General features: G+C 71.5%; 15 protein-coding genes. 3 read left to right on the top strand and 12 right to left on the bottom strand.

Annotation, left to right across the window (positions count from 1 at the left end):
• Nucleotides 1-104 precede the first annotated feature (104 nt).
• Nucleotides 105-1,778 (top strand): ATP-binding cassette domain-containing protein, encoded by a 1,674-nt coding sequence (locus ACFZBB_RS21350; protein ID WP_391124510.1) that lies wholly within the window; start codon nucleotides 105-107, stop codon nucleotides 1,776-1,778.
• On the opposite strand, the gene ACFZBB_RS21345 is transcribed toward ACFZBB_RS21350, so the two are convergent.
• Both ACFZBB_RS21345 and ACFZBB_RS21340 read right to left on the bottom strand, forming a co-directional pair.
• Complete coding sequence (locus tag ACFZBB_RS21345) at nucleotides 1,756-3,159, bottom strand: aminotransferase class V-fold PLP-dependent enzyme (protein ID WP_391124507.1); 1,404 nt, start codon at nucleotides 3,157-3,159, stop codon at nucleotides 1,756-1,758. The two genes, ACFZBB_RS21350 and ACFZBB_RS21345, sit on opposite strands and share 23 nt — an antisense overlap.
• Before the next feature lie 215 nt (nucleotides 3,160-3,374).
• The gene (locus ACFZBB_RS21340) at nucleotides 3,375-3,839 is read right to left on the bottom strand and encodes a DoxX family protein (protein ID WP_391124504.1); all 465 of its coding nucleotides are present in this window, start codon (nucleotides 3,837-3,839) and stop codon (nucleotides 3,375-3,377) included.
• A 207-nt stretch (nucleotides 3,840-4,046) separates the two neighbouring features.
• On the opposite strand from ACFZBB_RS21340, the gene ACFZBB_RS21335 reads away from it, so the two are divergent.
• Together ACFZBB_RS21335 and ACFZBB_RS21330 are read left to right on the top strand one after the other, a co-directional pair.
• Entirely contained in the window at nucleotides 4,047-4,661 is a 615-nt protein-coding gene (locus ACFZBB_RS21335) for an MSMEG_1061 family FMN-dependent PPOX-type flavoprotein (RefSeq protein ID WP_391124501.1), read from the top strand.
• A gap of 223 nt (nucleotides 4,662-4,884) precedes the next feature.
• On the top strand, nucleotides 4,885-5,850 hold the full coding sequence (locus ACFZBB_RS21330) for an NAD-dependent epimerase/dehydratase family protein (RefSeq protein WP_391124498.1): 966 nt from the start codon (nucleotides 4,885-4,887) through the stop codon (nucleotides 5,848-5,850).
• Between the two features lie 22 nt (nucleotides 5,851-5,872).
• On the opposite strand, the gene dapD is transcribed toward ACFZBB_RS21330, so the two are convergent.
• The 10 genes from dapD to ACFZBB_RS21280 form a co-directional block, all read right to left on the bottom strand.
• Nucleotides 5,873-6,853 carry a 2,3,4,5-tetrahydropyridine-2,6-dicarboxylate N-succinyltransferase gene (gene dapD / locus ACFZBB_RS21325; protein WP_391124495.1) on the bottom strand — a complete coding sequence of 327 codons (981 nt, stop codon included), beginning with the start codon at nucleotides 6,851-6,853 and terminating at the stop codon, nucleotides 5,873-5,875.
• 108 nt (nucleotides 6,854-6,961) lie between these two features.
• Nucleotides 6,962-8,740: a DUF2264 domain-containing protein gene (locus tag ACFZBB_RS21320; RefSeq protein ID WP_391124492.1), complete on the bottom strand. Its 1,779-nt coding sequence runs from the start codon at nucleotides 8,738-8,740 to the stop codon at nucleotides 6,962-6,964.
• A 163-nt stretch (nucleotides 8,741-8,903) separates the two neighbouring features.
• Nucleotides 8,904-9,245 carry an iron-sulfur cluster assembly protein gene (locus ACFZBB_RS21315; protein ID WP_391124489.1) on the bottom strand — a complete coding sequence of 114 codons (342 nt, stop codon included), beginning with the start codon at nucleotides 9,243-9,245 and terminating at the stop codon, nucleotides 8,904-8,906.
• On the bottom strand, nucleotides 9,242-9,724 hold the full coding sequence (gene sufU, locus ACFZBB_RS21310) for a Fe-S cluster assembly sulfur transfer protein SufU (RefSeq protein ID WP_391124485.1): 483 nt from the start codon (nucleotides 9,722-9,724) through the stop codon (nucleotides 9,242-9,244). Before sufU ends, ACFZBB_RS21315 begins: the two co-directional genes overlap by 4 nt.
• 10 nt (nucleotides 9,725-9,734) lie before the next feature.
• Nucleotides 9,735-10,985, bottom strand: coding sequence for a SufS family cysteine desulfurase (locus tag ACFZBB_RS21305; protein WP_391124741.1), 1,251 nt, complete (start codon nucleotides 10,983-10,985; stop codon nucleotides 9,735-9,737).
• 23 nt (nucleotides 10,986-11,008) lie between these two features.
• The gene (gene sufC / locus ACFZBB_RS21300) at nucleotides 11,009-11,803 is read right to left on the bottom strand and encodes a Fe-S cluster assembly ATPase SufC (RefSeq protein ID WP_355333844.1); all 795 of its coding nucleotides are present in this window, start codon (nucleotides 11,801-11,803) and stop codon (nucleotides 11,009-11,011) included.
• 7 nt (nucleotides 11,804-11,810) lie between these two features.
• On the bottom strand, nucleotides 11,811-12,149 hold the full coding sequence (locus ACFZBB_RS21295; RefSeq protein WP_391124481.1) for a Rieske 2Fe-2S domain-containing protein: 339 nt from the start codon (nucleotides 12,147-12,149) through the stop codon (nucleotides 11,811-11,813).
• Entirely contained in the window at nucleotides 12,149-13,315 is a 1,167-nt protein-coding gene (sufD, locus tag ACFZBB_RS21290; RefSeq protein ID WP_355333849.1) for a Fe-S cluster assembly protein SufD, read from the bottom strand. Before sufD ends, ACFZBB_RS21295 begins: the two co-directional genes overlap by 1 nt.
• Before the next feature lie 70 nt (nucleotides 13,316-13,385).
• Nucleotides 13,386-14,807, bottom strand: a complete 1,422-nt coding sequence (gene sufB / locus ACFZBB_RS21285) for a Fe-S cluster assembly protein SufB (RefSeq protein WP_355333852.1) — start codon at nucleotides 14,805-14,807, stop codon at nucleotides 13,386-13,388.
• The gene (locus tag ACFZBB_RS21280; RefSeq protein WP_355333855.1) at nucleotides 14,804-15,628 is read right to left on the bottom strand and encodes a metalloregulator ArsR/SmtB family transcription factor; all 825 of its coding nucleotides are present in this window, start codon (nucleotides 15,626-15,628) and stop codon (nucleotides 14,804-14,806) included. Before ACFZBB_RS21280 ends, sufB begins: the two co-directional genes overlap by 4 nt.
• Nucleotides 15,629-15,733: the final 105 nt, after the last annotated feature.

Genomic DNA, 15,733 nt, shown 5'->3' with positions numbered 1-15,733 from the left:
CGTCCTGTGCCCGCTCCCGGGGCTCGCGTACGCTACCGGCGGCCCGCCCCAGCGGGAGGGGCCGCGACACCTTCAACGTACCAAGCGGTCGGTCAGGGGGCACGATGAGCGACGGCGGTCTCCGCGTCGCGGCGTACGGCGTGGGGGAGCGGGTCGCCTCGGGGCGGGAGACGCTGCGCGGGGTGAGCGTACGGATCGCGCCCGGCGAGCTGCTGGCCGTGGCGGGCGGCAGCGGGTCGGGCAAGACGACGCTGCTGGAGATCCTGGCCGGAATCCGTACCCCCTCGGCCGGTCGCGTCCTGCACGACGGTACGGAACCGGCCGTCCTGCGACCGGCGTTGGGGTATCTGCCGCACGGCAACGTGATGCACGACGACCTGCCGCTGGACCGGGCCCTCGGCTACGCGGCCCGCCTGCGGATGCCCGCCCGGACCGCCGCCGCTCTCCTGGACGCGGCCGTACGCGACGCGCTCGCCGCTGTCGGCCTGGCCGACCGCGCCCGCCAGCCCGTACGCACCCTCAGCGAGGGCGAGCGCCGCCGCGCCTGCATCGCGGTCGAACTCCTCACCCGCCCCCGCGTGCTGTTCCTGGACGAGCCGACGACCGGGCTCGACCCGGCGACCGGCGCCGAACTCCTGCGCACCCTGCGGGACTTGACCGCCGACGGCGTCACCGTCGTCCTCACCACGCACGCGCCCGCCGATCTGACCCGCTGCGACCGCGTCCTGTTCCTCACTCCTGAAGGACGCCCGGCCCACCTGGGCACGGCGGCCACCCTCACGGCGGCGTACGGCGTCCCGACGCTGGAGGAGGTGTACGGGGCGGTGGCCCGCGGGGCGCGGGCGGCGGACGAGGCCGACGCGGAGGAGGCCGGCCCCGCGCCCGAGGCGGCGCCCGTGGCCGACTGCGCCGCCGCCACGCGCCCGGCGCCGCTCGGTGCGGTCGGGCAGTGGTGGCTGCTCACCCGGCGGGCCGGGGAGTTGATGGCGCGCAATCGGCTGACGGCGGCGGTCGTCGTGGGGTCGCCGCTGGTGATCGTGGCGATGTTCGCGCTGCTGTTCCGGCCGGGGGCCTTCGATCCGGCGGCGCCGAGTCCGGGTTCCGCGGCGATGATCCTGTTCTGGATCGCCTTCGGCGGCTTCTTCTTCGGGCTGACCTACGGCCTGTTGCAGATCTGCGCGGAGATGGCGGTGGTGCGCAGGGAGCGGCTGACCGTGCTGCGGCTCGGGCCGTATCTGCTGTCGAAGGCGGCGCTGCTGCTGCCCGTACTGGCCCTGGCGGACGCGGCGTTGCTCGCGGTGCTGCGCGGTCTGAACCGGCTGCCCGCCGCCGGGTGGGCCACGTACGGCTCGCTGTTCCTGACCGTGCTGCTCGCGTCGGCCGCCGCGCTCGCGCTGGGGCTGCTGGCGTCGGCGGCGGTGGGCGATCCGGGGCAGGCCACGCTGATGCTGCCGATGCTCTGCTTCCCGCAGGTGCTGTTCTCCGGGGCCTTTGTGCCGGTGCCCCAAATGGCTTGGGCGGGACGGGTGTTGAGCGCTGCGATGACCAACCGGTGGGCGTTCGAGGCGCTGGGCGGCGGGATCGGCCTGCGGGAACTGTGGGCGCACGGCGCGTCGCCACTGGGGCCGCCGCTGCTGGCCTCGTACGGCGGCTCGTTCGACCGGGCGGTGTGGGCGGGCTGGCTGCTGCTGGCCGGTTTCACGGCGCTGTTCCTGGCCGCCGCGTGGGCGGTGCTGGCGCGCAAGTGCCGCACGGTCAGCAGACCAGCCGCGGGCTGAGCCCCGCCGGGTCGGGCGAGCGGTCGCGGTAGGTCTGCGCGGCGAAGGCGAGGAAGGCGGACACGTCGGCCGCGTTGGAGGACAGGCCGAGCGAGACGCGGACGGCGCCGCCGGAGGGGAGGCCGAGGCGGCCGAGGTAGTCGTCGATGGTGCCGGTGGCGGTGCGGACGGCGCCGCCGAGTACGTCGCGGTCGATGGCGAAGGCGACCTCGCCCGTGCCGGGGTTGCAGAAGCAGCCGGTGCGCAGCGATATGCCGCGCGCGGCGCTGTCGCGGCCGACGATCCGCTCGTCGATCACCCGTCCGTCGGCGCCGAGCAGATTCAGCGCGACCGTGCCGCCGCGGCCGGTGGTGTCCGGCGGACCGTAGATCCGTACCAGCGGGCTGCCGTCGCCGTGCCGCAGACCGCGCAGCCCGGCCAGTAACTCGGCGGTGAGCGACGTGACATGACGGTGTATCGACTGCACGCCGATGCCGGTGATCCAGTCGAGGCCGAACTCGATGTCGGGAATGCTCAGGTAGTTGACCGTGCCGTCCTCGAAGGCCGCCTCGCCGTCGGCCATGTGGTGCCACAGGCCCTGGGCGCTCACCACGTGGATGGTGCCGCCGGAGAACCACGGCCGCCGCAGCCGCGTCAGCGCCTCCCTGCGGGCCAGCAGACAGCCGATGCCGGTCGGGTAGCCGAAGACCTTGTACCAGCTCACGGCCACGAAGTCGGGGCTGAACCGGCCGAGGTCGAGCACGTTCGTGGGCACGTAGGCCGCCGCGTCCAGCAGGACGTCCCAACCCGCCGCCCGCGCCCTGGTCACCCAGTCCAGCGAGTGCTGGACCCCGCTGAAGTTGCTCTGCGCGGGGTACGCGAGCAGTCCGGGTCCCCGGGCCCCGGTCTCCGTGCCCGCCTGCGGCCGCGCGCCCGTCAGGACGGCGTCCATCGCCGTCGCGTCGATGCCGAGGCCCGGCGCCTCCAGCGGTACGTACACCGTCCCCGCGCCCCGGCCCCGGGCGTACTCCCGCAGGCCGTTGACGGAGTTGTGGTTGTCGAGGGTGAGCACCAGCCGGTTGTCCGGCCCGAACGGGTAGGCCTCGCCGACCAGTCGGCACGCCCCGGTGGCGTTGGCCGTGAACACCACGGCGTACTCGGCCGGATCGGCCCTGAAGTGCGCGAGCACCCGTGCGCGGGCCCGCTCCACCAGTTCGCCCGACGCCTCGGAGGCCGGGCTGACCGAGTGCGGATTGCCGTAGCAGCCCGCCGCGATCCGGTCGGCGTGCGCCCGCACTTGGGCGCGGGCGGGAAGTCCCGCGCCGGTGTGGTCGAGGTAGACCTGCCGTCGCTCGTCGAGATACCCGTACTCGACCGCGCGCAGCGCGCCAAGGCTGTCCATGAGTGACCCCCGGTCTTCCGGTCTCCGGTCCTCCGCGACGCGACCCCGCGTGGCCCCGAACGGCCGCCCGTACGACCGCCGTCGCGCCAGTCGTCGCGCCGGCCGTACGACGCCCGCGCGACATCCGTACGACGTCCGTACTCAGGATCGCACCGCGAGCCGTCCGCTGTGCGCTGTTGCGGGGCGGTCGCCGTCCGCGGCCGACCGGAGCGTGGTCAGGTCCGGGCGACCGCGCCGCGGACCAGGGCCAGCAGTGTCTTCGTACTGTCCCTGCGGGCCCAGGCGATCAGGGCCAGCGGCAGGATGAGGATGATCGGCGTCGCCGCGTTGTCGCCGTCGAAGACGGTGATCTGGGTGATGGTGGCGCCGATCATCAGGCCGATCATCGCGACCGCGGCGACCTGGTAGAGCACCGGGATCAACAGGGCGACGGCGCCCGCGAGTTCGAGCGCGCCGGTGAGGTACATGAACCAGTCGCCGAAGCCGATGCGGTCGAAGGAGTCGGCCGCGGCGTCGATGCCGAGGAGCTTGGGGGCGGCGCTGGCCACGCCGTAGAAGAGGGCCAGCACGATCTGGAGGGCGAGCAGCGCGGTGTGCGCCCGGCTACGGGCGCGGCGGGCGGTGACGGCTGCCGCGGTACCGGTCGGGGCGGCGCTGGTGGGAGTGGAGACGACGGACACGGTGGGCTCCTCTGGTCGGGTCGGTTCGGTGCTGTCGTATGCGCCGTGGCGCTGTCGAAGAGGTAGACCGGGGACCGCCGCGGAACTCATCGCAGGCGCGGGAAAGACATGGGAAGGCCATGGGAAAGGCGCGAGGAAAGCCCGGAAAAGCCACCCTGTACAGTGTGAGTTCCCAGAAGGTACTCACTTACCGGGGGTGTACGGCACATGCAGGAGATCACCGACGAGGCCGAACTGGGGGAACTGCTCGGCGAGCCCACCCCGGTCGTCCGCGACAAGGCGCGCGACCGGCTGCACGAACTGGACGTGGCCTGGCTGAAGGCGGCGCCCTTCTGCCTGATGGCCACCTCGGCGGCCGACGGCACCTGCGACGTGTCGCCCAAGGGCGACCCCGCCGGTTTCACCGTCGTCCTGGACGACCGGACCATCGCGGTCCCCGAGCGGCCGGGCAACCGCCGCGCGGACGGCTTCCGCAACATCCTGTCCAACCCGCACATCGGCCTGCTCTACTTCATTCCCGGGCGCGGCGACACCCTCAGGATCAACGGCAGGGCGCGGCTGCTGCGCGACGCCGACTTCTTCGACCGCATGGTCGTCAAGGGCCACCGCCCGAAGGTCGCGGTCCTGGTCGACATCGAGGAAGTCTTCTTCCACTGCTCCAAGGCGTTCCTGCGCAGCGCGCTGTGGAAGCCGGAGACGTGGCAGCCCGACGCGCTGGCCTCGCGGGCGCGGATCTCCAAGACGCTGGAGCGGACCGAGGACTCGCTGGCGGAGCTGGAGACGTACTACGGGCCCGCGTACGCGGAGAAGATCTACCACTAGGTCCTGTCGTGTGGATCTCGGTGGGGGAAGAGCGGTGTCCGGTGCGTGCGGATGCAAGGCGGAGGAGGGAGGCGACGCGGAGCGTCGTCGACCGACGACAACGCGGCAGATGTGCGTGCCGGGCGCCGGGACGCCGCGGAGATCCACACCACAGGCCCTGGCCCGCCTCACGACCGGAATATCCGGGTGACGGCCGCCGGTACCGACAGTAGGGTCGCCCCTTATGCGCATTCTCGTTCTGGGCGGTACCGCCTTCGTCGGCCGCGCCATCGTGGAGGACGCACTCCACCGCGGGCACGACGTCACCCTCTTCGGCCGCGGCAGGACCGGCGCCGGCCTCTTCCCGGGCCTCCCCCGGCTGACCGGCGACCGCGACACCGGTGACTACGCGGCGCTCGCGGGCGACACCCGGTGGGACGCCGTCGTGGACGTCAGCGGCTACGTCCCGCGGCACGTCGCGCAGGCCATGGACGCGCTGGGTGACCGGGTCGGCCGGTATCTGTTCATCTCCAGCCACGCGGTGTACCAGCGCGAGGGTGTGGCGCCCGGCTCCGACGAGGACACCCCGCGCCGCCCGCCGGTCCGCGACACCGAGGTGCTGAGCGAGGCCACGTACGGGCCGTGCAAGGTCGCCTGCGAGGACGACGTGACCGCGCGCCACGGGCAGCGCGCCACGATCGTGCGGGCGGGCAAGGTCGCCGGTCCGCACGACCCCTCCGACATGTTCACCTACTGGGTGCGCGCCGCCGCGCGCGGCGGCCGGGTCGCCCTGCCCGCCGACCCCGCCCAGCCGGTGCAGATCATCGACTCCCGCGACCTGGCCCGGCTGGTGATCCGGCTGCTGGAGGACGACCGGCCCGGCGCCTTCCACGCCGTGGGCCCCGAACAGCCGGTCACGCTCGGCGAGTTGATCGAGACGTGCGCGCGGGCCGCGGGCACCGAGGTGGAGATCGTACGGGTCACGCCGGACGTCGTACCGCCGATGTTCCCGCTGGTCCGCGAGGACACCGCCACACAGCAGCGCAGCGCCGCGCGCGCCAGGGCCGCCGGGATGCCCGCGACCCCGCTGGCGGTCACCGCCGCCGACGTCCTGGCCTGGGACCGGGAACGCGGCGAGCCGCCGCTGGAGGCCGGCTGGTCCCCCGAGGAGGAGCGGGCGGTGCTCGCGGCGGCGGCTCGTACGGCGTGATCCGGTCACGCGTGACGCGTCGTCAGTTGTGGCTGTGCAGCGCGTCGTTGAGGCCACCCCACGAACCCGTGCGCTGAAGGACCTCGACCTTGCCGGTGGTCGAGTTGCGGCGGAAGAGGATGTTGTTGGCGCCGGAGAGCTCCAGCGCCTTGACGATCTTGCCGTCCGGGAGCGTGACGCGGGTGCCCGCGGTGACGTAAAGGCCCGCCTCCACGACGCAGTCGTCACCGAGGGCGATGCCCAGGCCCGACTCGGCGCCGAGCAGGCAGCGTTCGCCGACCGAGACGACCTGGGTGCCGCCGCCGGACAGTGTGCCCATGATGGACGCGCCGCCGCCGATGTCCGAGCCGTCGCCGATGACGACGCCCTGCGAGATGCGGCCCTCGACCATGGAGGCGCCCAGCGTGCCCGCGTTGAAGTTGCAGAAGCCCTCGTGCATGACGGTCGTGCCGGACGCCAGGTGCGCGCCGAGGCGTACGCGGTCGGCGTCGGCGATCCGCACGCCGGACGGGGCGACGTAGTCCGTCATCCGCGGGAACTTGTCCACGCCGTACACCGCCAGGTGCAGGCCCTCCGCGCGGGCCGCCAGCCGCGCCCCTTCGACCGCCGCCACCGGCACCGGGCCGATCGACGTCCACGCGACGTTCGCCAGCAGGCCGAACAGCCCTTCCAGATTGGGCTCGTTGGGGCGGATCAGGCGGTGGCTCAGCAGGTGCAGCCGCAGATACGCGTCGTGCGCGTCCAGCGGCTTGTCGTCCGTCGAGGCGATGACGGTCCGCACCGCCACAACCTCCACCCCGCGCCTCGGGTCCTTCCCGAGCGCCTTGGGCGCCGCCGCTCCCAGCAGCTCCGCCGCGCGCTCGGCGCTCAGCCGCTCGGTGCCCGCGGGGCCCGCCTCCGCGGCGAGTTCCGGTGCGGGGTACCAGGTGTCCAGGACGGTGCCGTCGTCGGCGACGGTGGCAAGGCCGACGCCGAGGGCGCCGGGGGCACGATGCTCATTCATACCCAGACGCTAACCCGTCCTCCCCCCGCCCAGCCACCCGCCCCGCCCCCCGCCCCCATACGGCTCCCCGATCCTCTACGGGCGCGCCCCCGGCGCGCCGCGGCGGCCTCAGCGCCGGGCCCTCGGCGGTGCCTCCTCCCACGCCGCCGCCCCCGCGGCCCCGGCGCCGAGCACCGCGCAGCGCAACCAGTGCTCGCCAGGCGGGAGTTGACCCACCAGCACGGGCAGTGACGTGCGCCGCGCCAGCACATTGGTGCCCGGCAGCGGATCGATGACCCGGCCGCTTCGGCCGCCGTCCAGATCGCGCAGCCCGCTGAGGTCCCCGGCCGCGGTGACCGTCACCGCGCTGCCCTCGTTCTCCTCGCGCCGGGTGAGCCCCGCGTCCCGGTCGACCGCGAAGCCGCCCTCCGCCGTGTACAGCGCGCGGCCCGTACGGACGCGGTGGGTGCGCAGGTGCCAGGGCGCGGCGGCGGTGAGCCAGGTGGTGATCTCCACGTCGGGCCACGGCCGCCAGGTGCTGCGTACGGTGTCGCCGTCCTCGACCGCCGGATCGTGCTGCTCCTCGCGCACCCGGAAGTGCCGCGGCGCCGTCCCGTCCTCAATGTCGGCCTCCTCGCTGACCGCGAGCACCGAGTCGTACGCCCCCGGCTCCGGGCCGAGACCGTCGACCGGCGCGCTGAAGCCGAAGCGGGAGGAGTACGCGAATTTGGCGTACTTCGCGGCGCCGCCCCGCGCCCAGAGATTGTGCTGCGACCCGCTGAGCAGCGTCGCGTCCCCGCCCGAACGCATCAGCACCGCCCCGGCGTCCGGCTGCGCCAAGGTCTCCGGCAGCTCGGCCGCGGGCTCCTCGTCCGCCGTCCAGAAGGCGTGGTCCGCGGGGAGCGCCAGCGGCAGGAACGCCTTCATCGCCCAGTACGGCGAGCCCGGCCCGTTGTACTGCTCCGCGACCGCCGGCTGCGGATAGCCGTACCCGATGGTCAGCACCCCGTCTGGCGACGTCAGCGCCGACCGCTCCCGCCACCAGCGCAGGTGCCGCGCCAGCAGCCCCTTGGCCTCCCCCGGCGGCACGGCGTCCACCCCCGCGTACGGCAGCGCCCCCCAGAACGAGCCCTGCGCGAACCGGTACGTGAGACTGCGGCCGAACGGCACGGCGGCCCCGTCGGCCGCGAACCAGTGCCGGAAGCCCGGCGCGAAGTCGGCCGCCCGCTGCCGGAAGCGCGCCGCCCGCGCCGGGTCGCCCTCGCCCGCGAGCGCCGCGTAGATCAGGCCGTAGAAGTGCATGGCCCACGGGATGTAGTAGTCGCGCTGCGCGGTGTTCCCGTCGGCGTACCAACCGTCCTGGCGCGCGTACGTCTCCAACCGGTCCAGCCGCGCGTGCCGCGCGTCCCGGTCGTGCGCGTACCCCACCCGGTCCAGACCGAGGCTGACCAGCACCGGGAAGAAGTTCCAGTTGTTCTCGGGCGTGTCGGCCCCCAGGAAGCTCGCCAGCCAGGCACCCGCCTGGTCCCGTTCCTTGCCGCTGAGCGGGTCCCACAGCTTCTCCGGCGCCAGCGCCAGCGCGAATCCGATGGCCGCCGTCTCGACGGTCCGCTGGTCGATGCCGGTGGCCGTCCCCCAGTACTCGGGATGCCCCGGGTCCGTCCCCGCCGCCAGCCCCCGCGCCCACAGCTCCCAGTGCCCGAACTCCCCGCCGCCCGCCGCCAACGGCGCCAGCCCCCACAACGGCCGCGCGTACCCCTCCAGGTCGGCCGCGGTGTCGTCATGGTGCGCCGCGTTCACCCCCAGCCGTATCCGAGCGCCCCCCTCGCTCGCATACCGCACCAGCGGATCGACCAACTCCCGCACATACGCCTGCATCTCCCCACGCGCGCCACTGCCGCTCGCCATCCCAACCGCCTCCCTCATGATGTTGCGATAATTTTCGCAACACCCTCAAGAGACCGTCAACGGCCCGGACACGGCATCGGGCGGCCACCGCGTGAGACGCGGTGACCGCCCGATGCCGTGGCGGAGAGCCCTGCGATGCCGAGGCGGAGAGCCCGGAGAAAGATCAGACGTTGAAGCCCAGGGCGCGGAGCTGGTCGCGGCCGTCGTCGGTGATCTTGTCGGGGCCCCACGGGGGCATCCAGACCCAGTTGATCTTGAGGTCGTTGACGATGCCCTCGGTGGCGGAGACGGCCTGTTCCTCGATGACGTCGGTGAGGGGGCAGGCCGCGGAGGTGAGGGTCATGTCGAGGGTGACGACGTTGGAGTCGTCGACGTGGATGCCGTAGATGAGGCCGAGGTTGACGACGTCGATGCCGAGTTCGGGGTCGACGACGTCGTAGAGGGCCTCGCGGATCTCTTCTTCTGAGGCCGGAGTGGTGCTCAGGCCGTTCGGTACGGGGCTCATGAGGTCTTCCCTTCGGAAGATTCCGAGGCTTCGGGACCGTCGGCCAGCGCTTGCGCCGTCGCGTCCTTCCACGCCATCCAGCTCAGCAGCGCGCACTTCACACGCGCCGGGTACTTCGAGACACCGGCGAACGCGACCGCGTCCTCCAGCACTTCCTCCATCGCGTCGTCCGGCTCGACCTGGCCCTTGGACTGCATCAGCTCCAGGAAGGTCTCCTGGATCTTCCGCGCCTGGGCCACGTCCTTGCCGACCAGCAACTCGTTCAGCACCGAAGCGCTGGCCTGGCTGATCGAGCAGCCCTGGCCCTCGTACGAGATGTCGCCGATGACGGCGCCGTCCATCCGCACCCGCAGGGTGATCTCGTCCCCGCAGGTGGGATTGACGTGGTGCACCTCCGCCTGGCCGTCCCGCAGGCCGCGCCCGTGGGGGTGCTTGTAGTGGTCCAGGATCACTTCCTGGTACATCGAGTCGAGCTTCACAACACCACCATCACCCGAAGAAGTTCCGTACCTGCTCCAGCCCCTCGACCAGGGTGTCGACCTCGGCCGGGGTGGAGTACAGATAGAACGACGCCCGCGTGGTCGCAGGAATTCCGTACCGCAGGCAGACCGGCCGCGCGCAGTGGTGGCCGACGCGTACGGCGATGCCCTGTTCGTCGAGCACCTGGCCGACGTCGTGCGGGTGGATGTCGCCGAGCGTGAAGGAGATCGCGGCGCCGCGGTCCTCGGCCGTGGTGGGGCCGATGATCCGCAGGTCGGGAACCTCCAGCAGACGGCCCACCGCGTAGTCGGTCAGCGCGTGCTCATGCGCGGCGATCTTGTCCATGCCGATCGCGGTCAGGTAGTCCACGGCCGCGCCGAGGCCCACGGCCTGGGCGATCGGGGGCGTACCGGCCTCGAACTTGTGCGGCGCGGGCGCGTACGTCGAGGAGTGCATGGAGACGGTCTCGATCATCTCGCCGCCGCCGAGGAACGGCGGCAGGTCCTCCAGCAGCTCCTGGCGGCCCCACAGGACGCCGATGCCGGTCGGGCCGAGCATCTTGTGGCCGGTGAAGGCCACGAAGTCCGCGCCGAGCGCCTGCACGTCGAGCACCATGTGCGGCGCGGCCTGCGAGGCGTCGATCAGCACCAGGGCGCCGACGTCCTGGGCGCGGCGCACGATGGCCTCGACCGGGTTGACGGTGCCCAGGATGTTGGAGACCAGCACGAAGGAGACGATCTTCGTCTTCTCGGTGATGATCTGCTCGATGTCCGACAGGTCGAGCCTGCCGTCGTCGGTCAGCCCGAACCACTTCAGCTTCGCGCCGGTGCGCTGCGAGAGCAGCTGCCACGGCACGATGTTGGAGTGGTGCTCCATCTCCGTGATGACGATCTCGGTGTCGCTGTCGACGCGGTACGGCTCGTCGGCCCAGCCGAGCATGTTGGCCACGAGGTTCAGCGACTCGGAGGCGTTCTTGGTGAAGATCACCTCGTCACGGCTGGGCGCGTTGATGAAGGCGGCGATCTTGTCGCGCGCGCCCTCGTACAGCGCGGTGGCCTCCTCGGCGAGCACGTGGACGCCGCGGTGCACATTGGCGTTGTGCCGCTCGTAGTACTGGTTCAGCGCGTCGAGCACCTGGCGCGGCTTCTGCGAGGTCGCCGCGTTGTCCAGGTACACGAGCTTCTTGCCGTCGTGGACCAGGCGGTCCAGGACGGGGAAGTCCTTCCGGATCGCTTCGGTGTCCAGGAGGCCCGGCAGCACCCGGCCGACGGACGAGGGGACTGTCACGCGGCGTCCCCCTCGGAGTTCGCTCCGCTGCTCACGGGGCCGCCCTTCACGTAGGACTCGTAGCCCTCTTCCTCCAGCTTGTCCGCCAGCTCGGCGCCGCCGGACTCGGCGATCCGGCCCTGCGCGAAGACATGCACGAAGTCGGGCTTGATGTAGCGCAGGATGCGCGTGTAGTGGGTGATCAGCAGGGTGCCGACCTCGCCGCTCTCGCGGACCCGGTTGACGCCCTCGGAGACGACCCGCAGCGCGTCGACGTCGAGGCCGGAGTCGGTCTCGTCGAGGATCGCGATCTTCGGCTTGAGCAGTTCGAGCTGAAGGATCTCGTGGCGCTTCTTCTCGCCGCCGGAGAAGCCCTCGTTGACATTGCGCTCGGCGAAGGCGGGGTCCATCTGGAGGCGTTCCATCGTCTCGCGGACCTCCTTCACCCAGGTGCGCAGCTTGGGCGCCTCGCCGCGGATCGCGGTGGCCGAGGTCCGCAGGAAGTTGGAGACGGAGACGCCGGGGACCTCGACCGGGTACTGCATGGCGAGGAAGAGACCGGCGCGGGCCCGCTCGTCCACGGTCATCGCCAGCACGTCCTCACCGTCGAGGGTGACGGTGCCGCCGGTGATCGTGTACTTGGGGTGGCCCGCGAGCGAGTACGCCAGGGTGGACTTGCCGGAGCCGTTGGGGCCCATGATGGCGTGGGTCTCACCCTGCTTCACGGTCAGGTCGACGCCGCGCAGGATCTCGCGGGGGCCGTTCTCGGCTTCGACGGTGACGTGCAGGTCGGTGATTTCAAGCGTTGCCATGGGTGCCTCAGGACTCCTGGGTGACGGAGACGAGCACGTCGTCCCCAACGATCTTTACGGGGTATACGGGGACCGGCCGCGTGGCCGGCAGCCCGGACGGCTTGCCGGTGCGCAGGTCGAAACTGGAACCGTGCAGCCAGCACTCGATCTGGCAGTCCTCGACCTCGCCCTCGGAGAGCGAGACGTTCGCGTGCGAGCAGATGTCGTTGATGGCGAACACCTCGCCCGCTGTGCGGACCACGGACACCGGGACGCCGTCCAGCTCGACCCGGCGGGGGGTGTCCTCCTCCAGCTCGCTGGCGGCGCAGGCGCGGACGAATCCGACCGTGCCGTTGTCGACGCTCATCAGACGGACGCCTCCAGCTCGGCGTCGATCTTGGTCATCAGCCGCTCTTCGAGGTCGGCGAGTCCGATCTGCTGGACCAGTTCGCCGAAGAAGCCGCGGACGACCAGGCGGCGGGCCTCGTCGGAGCGGATGCCGCGGGACTGGAGGTAGAAGAGCTGCTCGTCGTCGAAGCGGCCGGTCGCCGAGGCGTGGCCGGCGCCGACGATCTCGCCGGTCTCGATCTCCAGATTGGGGACCGAGTCGACCCGCGCGCCGTCGGTGAGCACCAGGTTGCGGTTGAGCTCGTAGGTGTCGGTGCCCTCGGCCTCCGCCCTGATGAGCACGTCGCCGATCCACACCGCGTGCGCGTCCTGCCCCTGGAGCGCGCCCTTGTACGTGACGTTGCTGCGGCAGTGCGGGGTGTCGTGGTCGATGAAGAGCCGGTGCTCCTGGTGCTGGCCCTCGTCGGTGAAGTACAGGCCGAACAGCTCGGCCTCGCCGCCGGGGGCGCCGTAGATCACCCGCGGGTGCAGCCGGACCAGGTCGCCGCCGAAGGTGACGACCACGGACTTGAAGGTGGCGTCGCGGCCGACCAGCGCGGTGTGCTGGGCGACGTGCACGGCGGTGTCGTCCCAGTCCTGGATCGAGACGACGGTGACCTTCGCGCCGTCGCCGACCAGGACCTCCACGTTGGCGGCGAAGGTGCCGTCACCGGTGTGGTCGATGACGACCACGGCCTCGGCGAAGGCGCCGACCTCGATCACCTGGTGGCCGTAGACCGTGCCGCCCTCGCCGTGGACGGCGATCCGGACCGGCTCGGTGAGGACGGTGTCCTTGGGGATCGAGACGACCGAGGCCTTCTCGAAGGCGCTGAACGCCTGGGCGGTGACGCGGTCGGCGGGCTTGCCCGCCTTGCCGACGCGGGCGTCGGTGCGGTCCACGGTCTCCACGGTGACGCCCTCGGGCGCGGTCACCTCGACCCGGAGGGCACCGGTGGCCTCGGCGGTGCCGTCGTGCAGGCCGCGCAGCCGCTCCAGCGGAGTGAAGCGCCACTCCTCCTCGCGGCCGTGCGGCACCGGGAAGTCGGCCACGTCGTACGACGGGGCCGCGCTGACCCGGGCGTCGGCGGGATGGCCCACCGTGATGGCACCGTCCGTGGTGCTGCCCGCAGGGGTGTTGTCAGCCATGGCTGTGCTGGTGCTCGCTTTCTGCCTTATTGGGTCCGGCCGGGGGGTGTGGACGAAGAAGCCGCCGCGGTCAGCCGACCGAGCCTTCCATCTGGAGCTCGATCAGCCGGTTCAGCTCCAGGGCGTACTCCATGGGGAGTTCCTTGGCGATCGGCTCGACGAAGCCGCGCACGATCATCGCCATGGCCTCGAACTCGGTCATGCCGCGGCTCATCAGGTAGAAGAGCTGGTCGTCGGAGACCTTGGAGACGGTCGCCTCGTGACCCATCGACACGTCGTCCTCGCGGACGTCGACGTAGGGGTACGTGTCCGAGCGCGAGATGGTGTCGATCAGCAGCGCGTCGCACAGCACGTTGGACTTGGCGCCCGACGAGCCCTCGCCGATCTCGATCAGACCGCGGTAGGACGTCCGGCCGCCGCCGCGGGCCACCGACTTGGAGACGATGTTGGACGACGTGTTCGGCGCCATGTGCACCATCTTCGCGCCCGCGTCCTGGTGCTGGCCCTCGCCCGCGAAGGCGATGGACAGCGTCTCGCCCTTGGCGTGCTCGCCCATCAGGTAGACGGCCGGGTACTTCATGGTCACCTTGGAGCCGATGTTGCCGTCGACCCACTCCATCGTGGCGCCCTCGTAGGCGACCGCGCGCTTGGTGACCAGGTTGTACACGTTGTTCGACCAGTTCTGGATGGTCGTGTAACGGCAGCGGCCACCCTTCTTCACGATGATCTCGACGACCGCGGAGTGCAGCGAGTCCGACTTGTAGATCGGCGCGGTGCAGCCCTCGACGTAGTGGACGTACGCGTCCTCGTCGACGATGATCAGCGTCCGCTCGAACTGGCCCATGTTCTCGGTGTTGATCCGGAAGTAGGCCTGGAGCGGGATGTCGACGTGCACGCCCTTCGGCACGTAGATGAAGGAGCCGCCGGACCACACCGCGGTGTTCAGCGAGGCGAACTTGTTGTCGCCCGCCGGGATGACCGTGCCGTAGTACTCCTGGAACAGCTCCGGGTGCTGCTTGAGCGCGGTGTCGGTGTCGAGGAAGATGACGCCCTGCTCCTCCAGGTCCTCACGGATCTGGTGGTAGACGACCTCGGACTCGTACTGCGCGGCGACACCGGCGACCAGCCGCTGCTTCTCGGCCTCGGGGATGCCGAGCTTGTCGTAGGTGTTCTTGATGTCCTCGGGCAGGTCCTCCCAGGACTCCGCCTGCTTCTCCGTGGACCGCACGAAGTACTTGATGTTGTCGAAGTCGATGCCCGACAGATCCGAGCCCCAGGTAGGCATGGGCTTCTTGCCGAAGAGCTTGAGGCCCTTCAGCCGCATCTTCAGCATCCACTCGGGCTCGGACTTCTTCTGCGAGATGTCACGGACGACGGCCTCGGACAGGCCGCGCTTGGCCGCGGCGCCGGCCACGTCCGAGTCGGCCCAGCCGTACTCGTACGTACCGATGCCCTCGAGCTCCGGGTGAGTGGTCTCCGTGGGAGCAGTCATGCGGGGTTCCTCCCGGACGTGCTGGCAGATGCTGTGGGATCTTCGGGTGAGTTCTGGGGTGGGTCCGACGGGGTCCCCGGTGGTGTGTCAGGTGGGGCTCCCGACGGGATGGTGCTCGCGTGGTTGACCTGCGGGATGAACGTGGTGCACACCCCGTCGCCGTGGGCGATGGTGGCCAGCCGCTGGACATGCGTCCCGAGCAGGCGGGAGAAGACCTCGGCCTCCGCCTCGCAGAGCTGCGGGAACTGCTCGGCGGTGTGGGCCACCGGGCAGTGGTGCTGGCAAAGCTGCTCCCCGGCGGGGCCGGGGGCGCTTCGAGCCGTAGCAGCGTACCCGTCCGCGGACAGCGCCTGGGCCAGCGCGCGTGCGCGGTCCTCGGGCGCCGCCGCCTCCACGATGGGGCGGTACCGCTCGGCCTGGTCGGCCACCCGGGCGCGGGCGAAGGCCGACACCGCGGCCTCGCCGCTCTCGCCGCCGCCCGCGGACCTGGCGATCCAGTGCAGGGCGTCGGCGGCGAGCTGGTCGTACGCCTGGTCGAACGCGTCACGACCACAGTCGGTGAGCGCGAAGACCTTGGCGGGCCTGCCGCGGCCACGGTGCCCGTAGACCCGCTGGTCACGCGGCTCCACGACATTGTCCGCGTGCAGTGCGTCCAGATGGCGGCGGACGGCGGCCTGCGTGAGGCCGAGCCGCTCCGCCAGGTCGGCCGCGGTGGAAGGTCCGTGGTCCAGGATGGACCGGGCGACCCGGTTGCGGGTGCGCCGCTCCCCGGTCGTCTGCTCCTCCGCCGCCCTCCGGGCAGCACTGGTCCCGTATTCCACAACACCATTGTTGCGTAATTCCTCAGGAGCAGGCAAGCCGCGCCGGTCGCGATCACGGTGGGCTGCATCACTTAGGGTTACCTAACCAAGGACGGTGCGAGGCCG

Origin of the sequence: Streptomyces sp. NPDC008139 (assembly GCF_042957025.1) — a bacterium.
In the GTDB taxonomy this organism is placed as follows: domain Bacteria; phylum Actinomycetota; class Actinomycetes; order Streptomycetales; family Streptomycetaceae; genus Actinacidiphila.
Note: the sequence above shows the minus strand (reverse complement) of the source record. Positions and strands in the feature narration are given on the sequence as shown.

Excerpts from the sequence above, each read along its gene's own strand:
- ACFZBB_RS21295 (WP_391124481.1), bottom strand. The coding sequence starts at position 12,149 with ATGAGCGTCGACAACGGCACGGTCGGATTCGTCCGCGCCTGCGCCGCC.
- ACFZBB_RS21350 (WP_391124510.1), top strand. The coding sequence starts at position 105 with ATGAGCGACGGCGGTCTCCGCGTCGCGGCGTACGGCGTGGGGGAGCGG.
- ACFZBB_RS21320 (WP_391124492.1), bottom strand. The coding sequence starts at position 8,740 with ATGGCGAGCGGCAGTGGCGCGCGTGGGGAGATGCAGGCGTATGTGCGG.
- ACFZBB_RS21315 (WP_391124489.1), bottom strand. The coding sequence starts at position 9,245 with ATGAGCCCCGTACCGAACGGCCTGAGCACCACTCCGGCCTCAGAAGAA.
- sufB (WP_355333852.1), bottom strand. The coding sequence starts at position 14,807 with ATGACTGCTCCCACGGAGACCACTCACCCGGAGCTCGAGGGCATCGGT.
- dapD (WP_391124495.1), bottom strand. The coding sequence starts at position 6,853 with ATGAATGAGCATCGTGCCCCCGGCGCCCTCGGCGTCGGCCTTGCCACC.
- sufC (WP_355333844.1), bottom strand. The coding sequence starts at position 11,803 with ATGGCAACGCTTGAAATCACCGACCTGCACGTCACCGTCGAAGCCGAG.
- ACFZBB_RS21345 (WP_391124507.1), bottom strand. The coding sequence starts at position 3,159 with ATGGACAGCCTTGGCGCGCTGCGCGCGGTCGAGTACGGGTATCTCGAC.
- ACFZBB_RS21335 (WP_391124501.1), top strand. The coding sequence starts at position 4,047 with ATGCAGGAGATCACCGACGAGGCCGAACTGGGGGAACTGCTCGGCGAG.
- sufD (WP_355333849.1), bottom strand. The coding sequence starts at position 13,315 with ATGGCTGACAACACCCCTGCGGGCAGCACCACGGACGGTGCCATCACG.
- ACFZBB_RS21330 (WP_391124498.1), top strand. The coding sequence starts at position 4,885 with ATGCGCATTCTCGTTCTGGGCGGTACCGCCTTCGTCGGCCGCGCCATC.